This window comes from Arthrobacter sp. B0427-1-12, from assembly GCF_059092905.1.
In genome coordinates this window covers 158419-172291 of the sequence record NZ_JBNHIC010000001.1, presented here as the reverse complement: position 1 = coordinate 172291, position 13873 = coordinate 158419, and the positions used below count along the sequence as shown (strand labels likewise).

Genomic DNA, 13873 nt, shown 5'->3' with positions numbered 1-13873 from the left:
CATGGCGGAGCAGGAGAAAGCAGACCCACGGCTGGAAAAACTGGTCGAGGGCGTTGTGCGCCTTGCCACCGGGGACCTGAGCGCCCGGATGGAGCCGTCCGGCTCGCGGGACGCCGTCGATGCCGTCATCACCGGCGTCAATCTGCTGGCCGAAGAACTCCAGCACATGTACCAGGACCTGGAGGACCGGGTGGAACAGCGCACAGCGATGCTCCAGGAGGCGCAGGCCGAACTCCACGCGATGGCCATGCGGGACGCCCTGACCGGTCTAGCCAACCGGGCGCTGCTGGCAGAACGGGTGGCGCAGGCCCTCCAGGACGCTGGCGACGGCAGCCTGCCGCCGGCGCTGATGATGCTGGACCTGGACTCGTTCAAGGCCATCAATGACAGCCTGGGCCACGTCACCGGCGACGAGGTGCTGGTGGAAGTGGGCCGGCGGCTGGCCGGCATCGTCCGCGCCACGGACACGGTAGCCCGGCTCGGCGGCGATGAGTTCGCCATCCTGGTGCCGCGGGCCACCGAGGACGCGGTCAACGGCATCGCCCACCGCGCCCTGGAGTCGCTGCAGCACAGCATCGAGGTCGGGACGGTTTCCGTCTGGGCGCCGGCCAGCATTGGCGTCCGGATCGGACGCGCCGGCGAATCGTTCGCGCAGCTGATGCGGGACGCGGACATCGCCATGTACCGGGCCAAGTCCCGGGGCCGGAACAATGTGCAGATCTTCCACCCGCGGATGCGGGACGCCTCCCAGGAGCGCTCCCGGGTGGCCGCCGAGCTCCGCTCCGCCCTGGGCAGCGACCAGCTTCAGCTGCACTACCAGCCGATCGTTGAGCTGCGGACCGGCCGGATCACCGGCGTCGAGGCCCTGGTGCGCTGGCAGCATCCGGACCGCGGGGCCATATCACCGGAGGCGTTCATCAACGTCGCCGAGGACACAGGGCTGATCGTGGACCTGGGCCGCTGGGTGCTCCATGAGGCGGTCTCCCAGGTGCAGCGCTGGGACCGGCAGATTCCGTTCCACCCGCCCTTCCGGCTGCATATCAACCTCTCCGCCACCGAGCTGCAGCGGGCGGATCTGGTGTCCGACCTGCGCAGCACGCTGGACGCCCACGGCATCGACCCGTCCCGCCTGATCCTGGAAATCACCGAAACGGTGCTGATGACGCGAGAGGCCGAAGAAACGCAGACGCTGGCCGAGCTGCTTCAGCTGGGGGTCGGCGTCGACATCGATGACTTCGGTACCGGCTACTCCTCAATCAGCTACCTGCGCTCGCTGCCTGTGGACACCGTCAAGGTGGACCAGTCGCTCATCGCCGGCATGGGCACCGATCCGGAGCAGCGCGGCTTCGTCGGCGCGGTGCTGCAGCTGATCGCTGCCGCCGGACTGCAGGCGATTGCCGAAGGCATCGAGACAGCCGAACAGGCCGAACAGCTCTCCAGTCTCGGCTGCGCCTACGGCCAGGGCTACTTCTTTGGCCGCCCTGGTCCGGCTGCCCAGCTCGGAGAAATGCTCAGGGCGCAATCGGTGCGCCGGTAAAGTGAATCGCATGCCGAAAATCTGGGACCGCATCCTGCTGCTGCCTAAGCTCGCCCGGCTGTCTTCCCGCGCGCCGCGGGACGAAGACACCGCCTGGGAAAAGTACTGGAACGGAATACGGAACACCGGTTTCCAGGGCGAAGTGCTCTGGGACTCCGGCTCCGCAGCGGAACTGCAGCGCTACGAGGAACATCTCCGCCGGCATCTGGACCTCTCGCTGCCGGTCATCGATATCGGCTGCGGCAACGGCAGTTTCACCCGCTGGCTGGGCACTGTCTTCCCCCAGGCCCTCGGCGTGGACGTGTCGGCGAGCGCTATCGGCCGCGCGCAAGCCGAGGCCACGGCGGAAGGCACCGCCAATGTGCGCTTCATGGTCCTGGACGCAACGCTTCCGGGAGCCGACCGGGAACTGCTGGAGCAGCTGGGGCCGGCGAATGTGTTCGTGCGCGGGGTACTGCACGTCCTCAAGCATCCGGCCCGGCAGGCGCTGGCTGCGAACATCGGCCGGGTGACCGGAGACCGGGGCCGTGTCTTCCTGGCCGAAACGAACTTCCAGGGCAACGGGCTGGACTATGTGGAGCACCTGGGCGCGACGCCCAAGCACATCCCGGCGCCGCTGCAGCGCGCCATCGAGGGCCTGCCGATGCCGGGCCACTTCGGCCCGCCGGAGCGCGCGAAGGCCTTTCCGGAGGATAGGTGGCACGTGCTTGCGGAAGGGCCGACATCGATCGAAGCGGTGCCGATGCGCACGGCCGGGGTGCGGGAGCAGATCCCCGGCTACTTCGCGGTCCTGGCCCGCCGCTGAGCCTGATCCCCCTGTGAGCACAGGACGACGCCGGCCCCGCAAAGGCGGGGGCCGGCATCGTAATTCTTGTTACTGTGCCGCTGCGGCAGCCTCGCCCAGCTGCGGCAGGAACTTGTCCAGCGCCCACGGCAGGCTCAGCGGCGACGCCGCCGAGATGGACAGCGTGAGGGTGTTGTCCGGGTCGGCCACCAGCGCGCCGTTCTGCACGGCGGGGATCTGGCTCAGCAGCGGATCAGCGGTGATCGCCTCCTTGGTCCTGTTGTCCGGCACCCAGGTGACGAAGACATCGGACTCCAGTTCGTTGGCGCGTTCGGCGGACCAGGCGACGAAGAAGTCCGTCTTGGTCTTGGCCGCTTCGGTGACCACCGGCGCCATTTCCATTCCGATGCTGCTCAGGAAGCGCGGGCGGTTGTCCTCCGCGGTGTAGAGGTTGATGCCGTCGCCCCGGTTCGGCTCCAGGTTGCCGTAGATGAACGTCTTGCCCCCAAGCTGCGGGTACTTGGCGGCCTCGTCGGCGATGGTCCGCTCGGTTTCCGCCACCAGCTCCTCGGCCTCGGCGCTCTTGCCCAGGGCCTTGCCGATCATCCGGGTGGATTCCTGCCACGGCGTGCCGTAGGCGACCTCCGGGTAGGCCACCACAGGGGCGATCTTGGACAGCGTGTCGTAGTCCTCCTGGGTCAGGCCCGAGTACGCGGCCAGGATCACCTCCGGGGTGGTCGCGGCGATCTCGTCGAACGCGATCCCGTCCGTCTCGGAGTACTGCACCGGTGCGTTCTCGCTGCCGATCGGCGCGCCCAGCTCCTCCAGCTTGGCGTCCTTCCATGGGGTGGACTTGTTCTCATTGGCGCCGAATTCATCGGCGGCCGTGCCCACCGGAACCACATCCAGCGCCAGGGCAACATCCGCATTGACCCAGGAGACGGTGGCCACGCGGTCCGGCTGCTCTTCGATGACGGTCTCGCCGAAGGCATGCTCGATGGTCACCGGGAACTGGTCCGAGGCCGCGGCCTCGCCGGACTCCTCCGCGGAGGTACCGGCGGGGCCGGTGGCGCAGGCGGACAGGGAAAGAACGACGGCGGCCGCCGCGGCTGCGATGCCGAGCCTGCCGCGGCGCAGCGCGCCGGATACTGAAGCGCCCAAGGGCCCTCCTTGACTCAAGAGTGACAAAACAAGGTAAGGCTAGCCTATGGTGTCACAGATTACGAAACACCCGCGTGACCTAATCGCCCTGGTCACGCTGACCGAGGGCTGCGGCGAGTTCGTCAGGTCGGTCCGGGCCGATGGGGCGCCCCATTCCCCTCCCCAACCGGAGTATGACGCGCCGTAGCGGACATTAGCGGACATCACTGGCCGTGACCGCCGACACAGTGTGATAATGATGCGCTATGGGGGTAATTCATTGGTGCCAGCGCCTGTGGGCCGGGCAAATTCCAGTCAGCAACCGAGTTGCGGCGGCGATCATTGCCGCTGTCTTGGCACTTTGGATCTGGGCCGGGTTCGGCGGACTGTCTGCGCCCCACACCCCTGGCCTGATCGTGGCACTGGTCTGGATCTACGCGGTCGGCGCCATCATGGTGGCGTCGGCGACCGCCGCGGTGGTCGCCGTCCGGCTCATAGTGCTGAATCTGCAGTCCCGGACCAGGCCCATGGAGAATGTCGTCGTCAAGTCCGAGTACAGCTCAGTGAATCCGGGGAAGGGCTTCGTCAAGCCGGGGACCACCTCAATGAAGCCGGCTTGGCGCTGGCCCCGGAAGCAGGAGCCGGCTGAACGGGCAAGCCTGCAGGCCAAGCGCCGGGACGAGGACCTGGTGCTGGCCGGGCGCCGCTCCGGCCGGGAAGCCAACCTTGACGGCCGGCATTTCCGGACCGGCCGTTGACCGAAGCCGACGGCTCCCCGCCGGTGCCTGGACCACTTCCCGGGGCCCTTCCACGGCCCCTGGCCGGGCAGGCCGCCCTGGTGGCCGGAGCCACCCGCGGCGCCTCGCGGGCAGTCGCCGTCGAACTTGCGCGCGCGGGGGCCACAGTCTACGCGACCGGCAGAAGCAGCCGCGTGACCGGTCACTCCGAAATCAACCGGCCGGAAACGATCGAGGAGACGGGCGAGCTCATCGCCGCCGCGGGCGGCACCGGATACGCCGTGCGGGTGGACCATCTGGACCCGGCGCAGGTGGAGGCTCTGGCCGGGCGCATAGCCGACGAACACGGGCGCCTGGACATCCTGGTCAACGGGATCTTCGGTGGAGACGCCTACGCCCAGTTCGGGCGCACGCTGTGGGAGCACGACCTGCCCGGCGGACTGCGGATGCTCCGCATGGGCATCGACACCCATGCCATCACCAGCCACTATGCCCTCCCGCTGCTCATCCGCCACCCGGGCGGGCTGGTTGTGGAGTTGACCGACGGGACCCGCGAGTACAACCGGAACTACCGGGCCGGCGTCGGATTCTTCTACGACCTGGTCAAGGCCGCCGTCGACCGGATGACCCTGGCCCAAAGCCATGAACTGGCACCGCGCCACTGCACAGCCCTCGCGGTCACGCCCGGCTGGCTGCGGTCGGAGAACATGCTGGACATTTTCTCAGTAACGGAAGCCAACTGGCGGGATGCCTGCGCGCAGCAGCCGCACTTCTGCATCTCCGAGTCCCCCACCTATACGGGCCGGGGCATTGCCGCCCTCGCGGCCGACAGCGGCCGCCACCGGTTCACCGGTCAGGTCCTCTCGAGCGGCCAGCTGGCAAAGCTCTACGGAGTCACGGACACCGACGGGACCCAGCCGGACTGCTGGCGCTACCTCACTGAGGTGCAGGACGCAGGACTCCCGGCCGACGATACGGGCTACCGCTGAGAAGCCGGCCCGTGCAGCCCGGCCCCCTGACACCGCCGTAATGAAACGTACAAAATAGTGCCCGCAGCAGCAGATACGGGCACACTTACCGATACCAAACCACTGATGTTTTGCCATGGGGAAAGAGAACTTATGACTCCGCTTACCGGTTACGAACCATCCGTCTCCGCCGAACAGGCCACCTCGCTGGCCCTGGCCGAACCGGGCCCCGAACGCGACCGGCTGGTCTGCGCCGCGATCCGCGGCGAGAAGACCGCCGCCAGCCGGCTGGAGATCGTCCTGGAACTGGAAGGCAGCGTTGTTCCCGCCGAAGGCGAGCGCTTCACGTTGCTGGATTCCAACGGCGGAGCTGCCGCCCGGGTGAAGGTGACCGACGTCGAACGCATGCCTTTCGGACAGGTCAGCGACGAGATCGCCAAGGCCGAGGATCCCTTCCTCGCCAACGCCGATGAATGGCGCGCGGCACGGCGCGAATCGTGGTCCAAGCTCGTTCCCCAAATCCGCAAGCTCTCCGGCGACCAGGCCTGGGAACTCAACGACGACACGATGGTCGTGGTCAAGCACTTCCGGGTGGTCTAGGCAGCTGCGCCTGGCATGCCTGCGCCTGGCGGCATGCCGCCGACGTCACCGTCGGCGGTATGCGCTGACCATCGGGCAGTCGAAGGGGTCCCGGGCAGCCAGTCCAACCCGGTTGAGGTACCGGACCACGATGCCGTAGGAGTTGACCAGCGAGGTCTCGGTGTACGGAATCTTTTCCCGTAGGCAGAACTCACGCACAATCTCACTGGCCCGTGCCAGATGGGGCCGCGGCATATTCGGGAACAGATGGTGCTCGACCTGGTAGTTGAGCCCACCCATGAAGGAATCGATAAACCGTCCGCCGGTGATGTTCCGGGACGTCAGGACCTGGCGGCTGAGGAAATCCACCCTGCTGTCCGCCGGAATGATCGGCATGCCCTTGTGGTTCGGGGCAAACGAGGCCCCCATATACAGGCCGAACACAGCCAGCTGTACGCCCAGGAACGCGAACGCCATGCCCACGGGCAGGAAGTAGAACACCGCGCCCAGGTACAGGCCGATCCTGGCCAGCACCACGGTGATTTCCATCCGGCGGGCTTCCACCTTGCTGCGGGACATCAACGCCTTCATCGAGACGTAGTGCAGGTTGATGCCCTCCAGCAGGAGCAGCGGGAAGAACAGATAGCCTTGGCGGCGGGTCAGCCAGGCCATGAAGCCCTTCCGCGTCGCTGCGTCCTCCTCCAGGAAGGACACCGTGTCGATCTCGATGTCCGGATCCTTGCCCCTGGTGTTGGGGTTGGCATGGTGGCGGTTGTGCTTATTCATCCACCACGAATAACTGATTCCGACGACGGCAGTCGCCAGCCAGCGGCCGGCACGGTCGTTTACGGGGCCGGATTCGAAGACCTGGCGGTGGGAAGCCTCATGCGCCAGGAATGCGAACTGGGTCAGCAGCACGCCAAGGGCGGCGGCGATCAGGAGTTGGAACCAGGACTCGCCCAGCAGTACGAAGCCCGCTCCGGCGGCCACCAGGGCTGCGGTCAGGACAGCGAATGTCCAAATATAGAACGATCGCCGACGGCGCAGCAGGCCTGCGTCACGCACCGTTTTCAGCAAGGCGGAGTAGCTGCTGGTGGCGCGGTCCGGCCTGGCGGCCTTCCGGCGGATAGCGGACGGGGAGGCAACAGTCATAAAGGGCCTTCGAAGTCGGTGTCGACTTCTCAGCCGCGGTCCGAGCAGATGCTCGCAAGATACCTTAAGCCTACAGGGCATTATCGATCCCCGGCCGATTATGTGATTCGGGCAGCACCCCGTACAGTTGAAAGCAGTTGTTGTGTATCACCCTTGTATTTCAAGCTGTAGGAACTCCTGCTGGAGTAGCCGTTGGCTTTTCTGAAGAGCGGAAGATGAACACCGCGACGAGCGCTCCCGAAAGTCGGGACCGATCTCAAGCTCCAGAAGGATTAAACAAATGGCTATTGGAACAGTTAAGTGGTTCAACGCTGAAAAGGGCTTTGGCTTCATCGCCCCCGAGGACGGCTCTGCTGACGTCTTCGCCCACTACTCCGCGATCAACTCCGGCGGCTTCCGCTCCCTTGAGGAGAACCAGCGGGTCGAGTTCGAGACCCAGCAGGGACCCAAGGGCCTGCAGGCCGCGAACATCCGCGTCGTCTAAGACTGACCCGGACAGGTTTTAGCAGCGGGGACCGCAGCACCGAAAGGTGCTGCGGTCCCCGCTCTTTTCGCTAACCGTGCCTTTTGGGCTACCCAGGCCAATCCGCCGCGCCGAACCTGTTTCGTCGTAGTAGCGTGAAGGGCAAGCTAGGATCAGTCACCGGAAGGACCATCATGAACGGCTCACCTCCTCCGGCCAGTCCGGACTCTCCCTTTGACCGCATCGTCATCATCTTCAACCCCCACAGCACCGGTGATGCACCCGAACTGGCCGAGGAACTGAAGGCCGAGCTAACCGAGCGGCTGCCCCGGACGCCGGTCGGGCTGAAGCCGACCGAGTACGCCGGGCATGCACGGGAACTCGCCAAAGAAGCGGCGGACAGCGGCGCTCCGCTGATCGTCTCCGTCAGTGGAGACGGCGGTTACAACGAGGTGGTCAACGGTGTCATGCAATCCCCCGGCACCCGGGCCGTTTGCGCGGTGAAGGCCGCAGGCAACGCCAACGACCACCGCCGCGTCACCAAGGAACAACCGCTGGCCGATGCCATCGTAGAAGGCAAGCCCCGGCGGATCGACCTGCTGCGCATCACCATCGGCGACGGCCCGGAGGCCAGGACATCCTACGCGCATTCCTACATCGGCTTTGGCCTGACCCCTGTGGTCGCCATCGACCTTGAAAAGGGCGGCAAAGGCTCCTTCAGGGAGATAGTTTCCGTGGTGCGCACCTTCGCCAAGTTCCAGCCGTTTGAGATCGCGCTCGATGATGGCACCCGCCGCCGCATCGACAGCCTGGTCCTGGCCAACATTCCGGAGATGGCCAAGGTGGCCAAACTGAGTGAGGCCGCCGAGCAGCCGAACGATGGACGGTTCGAGGTCATCCTGTTTCCTCACGCCAGCAAGGCCCGCGTGCTGCTCAAGGCACTGAAGGCCGCCACGAAGGGCCTGGGCCCGCAGCAGAGTGTTCACGAATTCAGCTTCACCAGCGTCAAGCCGATGCCTTTCCAGCTGGACGGCGAAGTCGAGGAGATAGATGCCCGGACGCCCATCCGGGTGGAAAGCGCTACCCGCGCGCTGGCCATCGTAGGCTAGCGCCCGCCGCGCAGCGTCAGGCGGCCCAGTTGAGGTCGATGGTGCCGACGCTGGCCGGCGGGACGGGCGGAAGCGCGGTTTGCCGGTCCGCTGGTCCGCTGGTCCGGCGGCGTGCAGTCTTTGGACCAGCCAGCGGGCGTGTTTCGATGCCCGCCGCCTGCCCTGCCCGCCCCCGCCGGCCCTGCCGGTCCACGCTCCTGGTATCTCGACTCCTGGTATCGCAGCCCGGGCCGGTCCCCTGGCCCGTGTTCGGGCTGCCGGTGTTCCGGGCAGCGGCGGTGCGGTCGAGTAATAGGTGCGGCCGGTGGGGTGGTGGTTTTGACGGTGTGCCGGGCCGGCGCGTCGCACCAGGGGGTCCGGCAGGTCCGGTCCCGATCACCAGCAGCCAGCGCAGCCCGGCCGGGAACAGCCGGGCCCGCGAATCCATCCCCACCAGCTCCCGGGTGCCGGAACCGCCGGACGCGCCGGACGCGGCTGACGCGCCGTCGCCACACTGGCCCCCCCCGCCGGGCTGTTCGGGGTTGAGCCGGGTGCGGCCCATTCGCCCGGCAGCGTGCCGTAGCCTTCCAGCCAGGCCGGTTCACTGTCACCGGCGAACAGGGTCCGGTCGGTCATCACCGGCTGCATCTGACGGTCCACGTCCGCCGCGGCGGCCTGGCCGGTGACGCGTTCGACCAGGGTGTCGGCCATGATCTGCCCCCGCCCCCGGGCATCCCCCGGGCGCGCAGGGTGTCCGCGTGCCGGGTCAGGGCGGCGTGCACGGCCACGCCCTGGGTGACCGGCAGCAGCCCGGTCACCCAGACCCTGGTGTCCGGCGCCGGCCGACACGACACATACCGTGCAGTACGGCATCACGCCCAATCTTGAGTTCATGTTCTGGACCGCGGTGAAGGGCCTGGCCGACGCCGCTGAGGTGCTGCGCGCCGTCGACCATCCGAACATTGGACTACTGCTGGACACGCTGCATTTCGGCCGCTCGGCCAGCCGGATCGAGGTCATCGCGGGCCTGCCCCCAGGAGTGGTTCCACTATGCCCAGATCTGTGATGCTCCCGCCGAACCGCCGGCGGACACGGCGGAATTGATCCGCCAGGCCGGCAGGACCGGCTGTTGCCGGGGCGCGGTGGGATCGATCTGGTTGGTCCGCTGGGTGCGGTGCCCGCGGGCCTGCCCATCGGCGTCGAAATTGCCTTGGCGCAGCCCATTCCGCCGGCGGAGCGGGCGGTGCTGGCGCGGCAGACCAGCCTGGAGGTGCTGGCGCAGCTGGCTCAGGCGACGGCGGGCGGGCGCGCCACGCGGCGCCTCGCGACCAGTGCCAGCACGGCACAGACCACGTAACCGGCACCCACGAAAAGCCAGCCACCGGCGAACGCGCCGGTGCGCTCCAGCAACAGACCCATAGTCAGCGGACCCAGCGCAAAGCCGAAGTACATGCCCAGGGACGCCACACCGGACGCCGCGCCCACCCGGGCTGCGGGAACGGACTTCATCACGCCCGCCATGACGATCACGTTGACGCCGAGCACCATGGCACCGTGCAGGACGACGCCGGCCCACAGCATCACGTCATTGCGCAGGAGGCCGGCCAGCAGCAGCATGACGGCGCCGAGCACCGCGCCCAGCGCCAGCATGAACAGCAGCGAGAAGGCCGGGACGCCCCGGGCCATCTGCCGGCCCCAGCCGATGCGGGACATCACGCCCACGACTCCGGAAACGGCGGCCGTAATGCCGGCCAGGACCAGCGAATAATCCAGTTCCCGCTGCGCGAAAAGCGGCAGGTAAACGTTCGTGGCCTGCGTGCCCGCACCGGACAGGAACGCATACGCGGCGAACACCCACACTGCCGCAGGCAGCCGCTTGCTGCCCGCCGCCGCGGCCGTGCCCGTCGCAGGGATGGGGCCCGCAGCCGGACGTGCTGCAGGGTTGGCCTCCCGGTCGGCGCGCTGACCGCGGCCGGCACCACCGTCGTCGTTTCTGGACCGCGCCGCCGGCTTCGGCTCCACCGGCAGCAGCTTCAAGCCCCAGAGCAGCAGGCCGACGGCGATCGCCGCCGCCACGCCTGCAGCGCCCTGCCAGCCGATGTAGAGAGCAGCGGCGGGAAAGAACAGACCGGAGAACAGCTGGCTGCCCTGCACGCCCGACTGCTTGACCCCGATCCAGCCCGGGCGCTTCTGCGCTGGCACATGGTGGATGATCAGCCGGTTCGTGGTGGGATTGGAAATGGCCTGCGCCGGACCGGCCAGGGCCACCGCTACCAGCAGCCAGGAATAATTCGGGGCCAGCGCCATGACCAGCAGCGCCAGCGCAGTACCGCCGAAAATGATGAGCATCTGCATCCACGCGGACACCTTGTCGCTGAGCCGACCCAACCAGGCGGCGCTGAGCGCCGCGGTGAAGAAGACGATGGTCGCCAGCAGACCGAACTGGCTCTCGCTGATCTGCAGATCTTCGATGATGAGCGGGCTGGTGGCGCTGAGCCCGTAGTTCATCAGCGGGCCCACGCCCATCGCGCAGGTCAGCACGAACAGCAGGCCGGCACCCGGCTTCTTGGTCAACGTATCCCCTTGCATGCGTCCGGCGGAGGCGGAAAACCTCCCGTCCCACCTTAGTCGGTGCCTCGGCGGGGCCCGGACGACGCCGGGTGCCGGCTGATGCGGGCAGCACAAGAGCCCCTCAGCTGCGAGCAGATTTAGCAGCTCAGGGGCTCTTGCGGTGTGAACATCTTCTGTGGAATGCCGGCGGAGGCTGGTGCGCTTCCGTGTCCAGTAGCGGGGTGATGTGTGCCCGCGTCCTATATCCGTGCGGGTTCCGCTTGTGGCTGCCCCCGTCCTGTCTGCTATTTGACCAAATGACGGGCAGGACGTGCAATAGATATCAAAGGCATTGGTCAATATGACTAATGCGGTTCGTGACTCATCGGCGGGAAGTGGTCATTTTGCAGGAACTGGACGCAACGGACCGGCGGATCCTGCTGGCTTTGGACGGGGATCCCCGCATACCGGTCATGATGTTGGCCCAAAAACTCGGCTTGGCCCGGGGAACCATCCAGTCCCGGCTCGAACGCCTCTCCTCCTCCGGTGCGCTGCGCCTGCACAGCACCCGGGTGCTGCCCTCCGCCCTGGGCCGCGGAGTCACCGCCGCGGTCAGCGCGGAACTGAACCAGCGGATGATCGATGAAGCGGTCGAAGCCCTCCGGCGGATCCCCGAGGTGATGGAGTGCGTGGCACCGGCCGGGGACACGGACCTGGTCATCCGCGTGGTCGCGCGCAGCCCGGAGGACCTCTACCGGGTGAGCGAGGAAATCCGGCTCTGTCCCGGCATCGTCCGGACCTCCACCAGCCTGTTCCTGCGCGAGGTCATCCCCTACCGGATGACCGGACTGCTCACCGATGGCTGACCGGCCCCGCTGGCTCCGCAGCACGCGCTCGTCTGAGCGCTCAGGCGTGCGCGTGCTGCGGAATCAACGGGGTGGGCGCGGGCGGGGAATATCAGCGGAGCGGATCGAAGGCACGGATTTCCGCCGGAACGTTGCCGGTGACAATCTGCTCGGCCAGCAGCTTACCCGTGGCCGGACCCAGCACGATCCCCCACATGCCGTGGCCGCCGGCCACGTACACACCGGGTGAGCGCGTCGCGCCGACGACCGGCAGCCCGTCCGGAGTCACCGGCCGCGGACCCACCCAGATGTCCTGCGTATCCTCAAGGTCCACCCCGGTGAACAGCGGGCGGACAGCCTTGAGAATGGCGTCGATCCGGCCGGTCTGCAGCGGCTCGTCCGGGCCGCGGAACTCCATCGTGCCGGCGACCCGCAGCCGCCCTTGGTAGGGGGTGCAGGCGATGCGCCGGGCCGGGAAGTAGATCGGATACTTTGCGGGTTCCTCGGTAGCGATGCTGAAGGAGTAGCCGCGACCGGCCTGGATGCGCGTGCGCACGCCCAGCGGCTTGGCCAGTTCCGGCAGCCACGCGCCGGTGGCCAGGACCACTACATCAGCCTTGACTGGCTCCCCTGCGAAGGTATCTACGGAGATGCCGCCCGGACCGTGCCGCAGCGAGCGGACATCCGCGCCGACGACGATCCGGCCGCCGCGGGCCCGGACTTCATCCGCCAGAGCCTCCACGAACGGACCCGGTTCCAGGAAACGCTGCCGGCCCATCTTGTAGACACTGGTGACCTTGGCGGACAGCTGCGGCACCTCACTGCGCGGATTCGCCAGCGGTTCAAGCGGAACGACCTGCCCGGCCTTTTCCACGTTGTGGATCTCATGGATGAAAGGCCCGCTGTCCTTCTCATCTTCGAATCCGATAATAAACGGGCCTTCATGCGTCTTGGCGGCTACGCCGTTGTCTGTCAGCTGGTCGAAGGCATCCAGGGCCATCCGGTCGATCGGCGTGAGGGCGTCCATCGCCTTCCGCCACGCACCCGGCGTGCAGTGCAGGCCGAACTGTGCCAGGAACGACCACAGCTGCGGATCCACGCGTGCCGGCACATGCAGCGGCGCACCGGGATCCAGCAGCGCCTTGGGTGCGTAGGTGAGCAGGCTCCGCTCGGCCAGCGGCATGGCCATGCCGGGCGTCAACCAGCCGGCATTTCCCCAGGACGCTCCGGCGGCCACGCCGGAACGGTCCAGTACCGTAACTTCCACGCCGCGTTCCTGAAGGTGCCATGCGGTCGCAAGTCCCACCATGCCCGCTCCGACGACGACGGCGGTGCGAGGCGCTTTTCCGCGTGAATACAACGTTGACTCCCTTGACTTTAGCTATCCATCCGGACGGCGGTGTGGCGGCACAGGATGTGTCCGCTCTCACAGCCGGATGTTTCCATTGTGAATAATCGCAAAGCGTGAAGCAATACATTTGGTGATAATTCGGAATACACTGGTTATTGTGAGTGAATATTCAGGGAACCCTCGTGTTCCGGGTGCCAAACCGAAGAATCTTCGTGGCGCCGAACTCGACGAGATCGACCGCGCCCTCCTGACCGCGCTGGCGGCGGATGCCAGGACCCCGAACACGGAGCTTGCCGCCAAGGCCGGGATCGCGCCGTCGACCAGCCTTGGCAGGGTGAAGTCGCTGCAGGAACGCGGAATCATCCGCGGCTTCCACGCCGATATTGACCCGGCAGCGGTGGGACTGGGACTTCAGGCGATGATCTCCATCCGGCTGCAGGCGCAGGCCCGGAGGGACATGCCGGGCTTTACCGAGCGGCTCTCGGCCCTGCCTGAGGTGCAGAGCATCTTCTTCCTGGCCGGCGAACAGGACTTTGTCATCCACGTTGCCGTGGCGGACTCAGGGCAGCTGCGTGCGCTCGTCTCGGACAAGCTCAGCGTCCTGCCGGAGGTGGCTGACACCATGACGAACCTCATCTTCGAGCACGTCGTGCCGCGCCCGAATGCCCCGCGGGTCTAG

At 67.0% G+C, this 13873-nt stretch carries 15 protein-coding genes; 10 read left to right on the top strand and 5 right to left on the bottom strand.

The features are described 5' to 3' along the window. Window position 1 precedes the first annotated feature (1 nt). Entirely contained in the window at window positions 2-1537 is a 1536-nt protein-coding gene (locus AC5RWU_RS00900; protein WP_494028991.1) for a putative bifunctional diguanylate cyclase/phosphodiesterase, read from the top strand. A gap of 10 nt (window positions 1538-1547) precedes the next feature. Further along, entirely contained in the window at window positions 1548-2342 is a 795-nt protein-coding gene (locus AC5RWU_RS00895; RefSeq protein WP_494028990.1) for a class I SAM-dependent methyltransferase, read from the top strand. 69 nt (window positions 2343-2411) lie between these two features. Here AC5RWU_RS00895 and AC5RWU_RS00890 read toward each other — a convergent pair whose 3' ends face one another. Then, window positions 2412-3482, bottom strand: coding sequence for an iron-siderophore ABC transporter substrate-binding protein (locus AC5RWU_RS00890; RefSeq protein WP_494028989.1), 1071 nt, complete (start codon window positions 3480-3482; stop codon window positions 2412-2414). A gap of 245 nt (window positions 3483-3727) precedes the next feature. Here AC5RWU_RS00890 and AC5RWU_RS00885 point away from each other — a divergent pair, with 245 nt between their 5' ends. The 3 genes from AC5RWU_RS00885 (at window position 3728) to AC5RWU_RS00875 (ending at window position 5766) form a co-directional block, all read left to right on the top strand. After that, window positions 3728-4219, top strand: coding sequence for a hypothetical protein (locus AC5RWU_RS00885; RefSeq protein ID WP_494036869.1), 492 nt, complete (start codon window positions 3728-3730; stop codon window positions 4217-4219). Next, window positions 4216-5187 carry an SDR family oxidoreductase gene (locus AC5RWU_RS00880; RefSeq protein WP_494036868.1) on the top strand — a complete coding sequence of 324 codons (972 nt, stop codon included), beginning with the start codon at window positions 4216-4218 and terminating at the stop codon, window positions 5185-5187. Before AC5RWU_RS00885 ends, AC5RWU_RS00880 begins: the two co-directional genes overlap by 4 nt. A 132-nt stretch (window positions 5188-5319) precedes the next feature. Then, complete coding sequence (locus AC5RWU_RS00875) at window positions 5320-5766, top strand: ASCH domain-containing protein (protein WP_494028986.1); 447 nt, start codon at window positions 5320-5322, stop codon at window positions 5764-5766. Between the two features lie 45 nt (window positions 5767-5811). Here the strand turns inward: AC5RWU_RS00875 and AC5RWU_RS00870 are convergent, their stop codons facing one another. Next, window positions 5812-6897 (bottom strand): fatty acid desaturase family protein, encoded by a 1086-nt coding sequence (locus AC5RWU_RS00870; RefSeq protein ID WP_494028985.1) that lies wholly within the window; start codon window positions 6895-6897, stop codon window positions 5812-5814. Between the two features lie 280 nt (window positions 6898-7177). Here AC5RWU_RS00870 and AC5RWU_RS00865 point away from each other — a divergent pair, with 280 nt between their 5' ends. Then, complete coding sequence (locus AC5RWU_RS00865) at window positions 7178-7381, top strand: cold-shock protein (protein ID WP_494028984.1); 204 nt, start codon at window positions 7178-7180, stop codon at window positions 7379-7381. A gap of 173 nt (window positions 7382-7554) precedes the next feature. Beyond that, window positions 7555-8469 (top strand): diacylglycerol/lipid kinase family protein, encoded by a 915-nt coding sequence (locus tag AC5RWU_RS00860; RefSeq protein ID WP_494028983.1) that lies wholly within the window; start codon window positions 7555-7557, stop codon window positions 8467-8469. A gap of 375 nt (window positions 8470-8844) precedes the next feature. Here the strand turns inward: AC5RWU_RS00860 and AC5RWU_RS00855 are convergent, their stop codons facing one another. After that, on the bottom strand, window positions 8845-9159 hold the full coding sequence (locus AC5RWU_RS00855; RefSeq protein ID WP_494036867.1) for a hypothetical protein: 315 nt from the start codon (window positions 9157-9159) through the stop codon (window positions 8845-8847). Window positions 9160-9307: 148 nt separating this feature from the next. Between AC5RWU_RS00855 and AC5RWU_RS00850 the strand changes: the two genes are divergently transcribed. Then, a complete protein-coding gene (locus AC5RWU_RS00850) occupies window positions 9308-9514 on the top strand; it encodes a hypothetical protein (protein ID WP_494028981.1) in 207 nt (68 codons plus the stop codon). 221 nt (window positions 9515-9735) lie between these two features. On the opposite strand, the gene AC5RWU_RS00845 is transcribed toward AC5RWU_RS00850, so the two are convergent. Continuing rightward, a complete protein-coding gene (locus AC5RWU_RS00845; protein ID WP_494028980.1) occupies window positions 9736-11022 on the bottom strand; it encodes an MFS transporter in 1287 nt (428 codons plus the stop codon). 371 nt (window positions 11023-11393) lie between these two features. Between AC5RWU_RS00845 and AC5RWU_RS00840 the strand changes: the two genes are divergently transcribed. Then, window positions 11394-11864 carry an Lrp/AsnC family transcriptional regulator gene (locus tag AC5RWU_RS00840; RefSeq protein WP_494029149.1) on the top strand — a complete coding sequence of 157 codons (471 nt, stop codon included), beginning with the start codon at window positions 11394-11396 and terminating at the stop codon, window positions 11862-11864. 91 nt (window positions 11865-11955) lie between these two features. On the opposite strand, the gene AC5RWU_RS00835 is transcribed toward AC5RWU_RS00840, so the two are convergent. Next, complete coding sequence (locus tag AC5RWU_RS00835) at window positions 11956-13203, bottom strand: NAD(P)/FAD-dependent oxidoreductase (RefSeq protein ID WP_494028979.1); 1248 nt, start codon at window positions 13201-13203, stop codon at window positions 11956-11958. Window positions 13204-13351: 148 nt separating this feature from the next. Between AC5RWU_RS00835 and AC5RWU_RS00830 the strand changes: the two genes are divergently transcribed. Then, window positions 13352-13873, top strand: a complete 522-nt coding sequence (locus tag AC5RWU_RS00830; RefSeq protein ID WP_494028978.1) for an Lrp/AsnC family transcriptional regulator — start codon at window positions 13352-13354, stop codon at window positions 13871-13873.

Coding starts and splice junctions, on each gene's coding strand:
- AC5RWU_RS00900 (WP_494028991.1), top strand. CDS start 2: ATGGCGGAGCAGGAGAAAGCAGACCCACGGCTGGAAAAACTGGTCGAG.
- AC5RWU_RS00895 (WP_494028990.1), top strand. CDS start 1,548: ATGCCGAAAATCTGGGACCGCATCCTGCTGCTGCCTAAGCTCGCCCGG.
- AC5RWU_RS00885 (WP_494036869.1), top strand. CDS start 3,728: ATGGGGGTAATTCATTGGTGCCAGCGCCTGTGGGCCGGGCAAATTCCA.
- AC5RWU_RS00875 (WP_494028986.1), top strand. CDS start 5,320: ATGACTCCGCTTACCGGTTACGAACCATCCGTCTCCGCCGAACAGGCC.
- AC5RWU_RS00870 (WP_494028985.1), bottom strand. CDS start 6,897: ATGACTGTTGCCTCCCCGTCCGCTATCCGCCGGAAGGCCGCCAGGCCG.
- AC5RWU_RS00865 (WP_494028984.1), top strand. CDS start 7,178: ATGGCTATTGGAACAGTTAAGTGGTTCAACGCTGAAAAGGGCTTTGGC.
- AC5RWU_RS00860 (WP_494028983.1), top strand. CDS start 7,555: ATGAACGGCTCACCTCCTCCGGCCAGTCCGGACTCTCCCTTTGACCGC.
- AC5RWU_RS00855 (WP_494036867.1), bottom strand. CDS start 9,159: ATGGCCGACACCCTGGTCGAACGCGTCACCGGCCAGGCCGCCGCGGCG.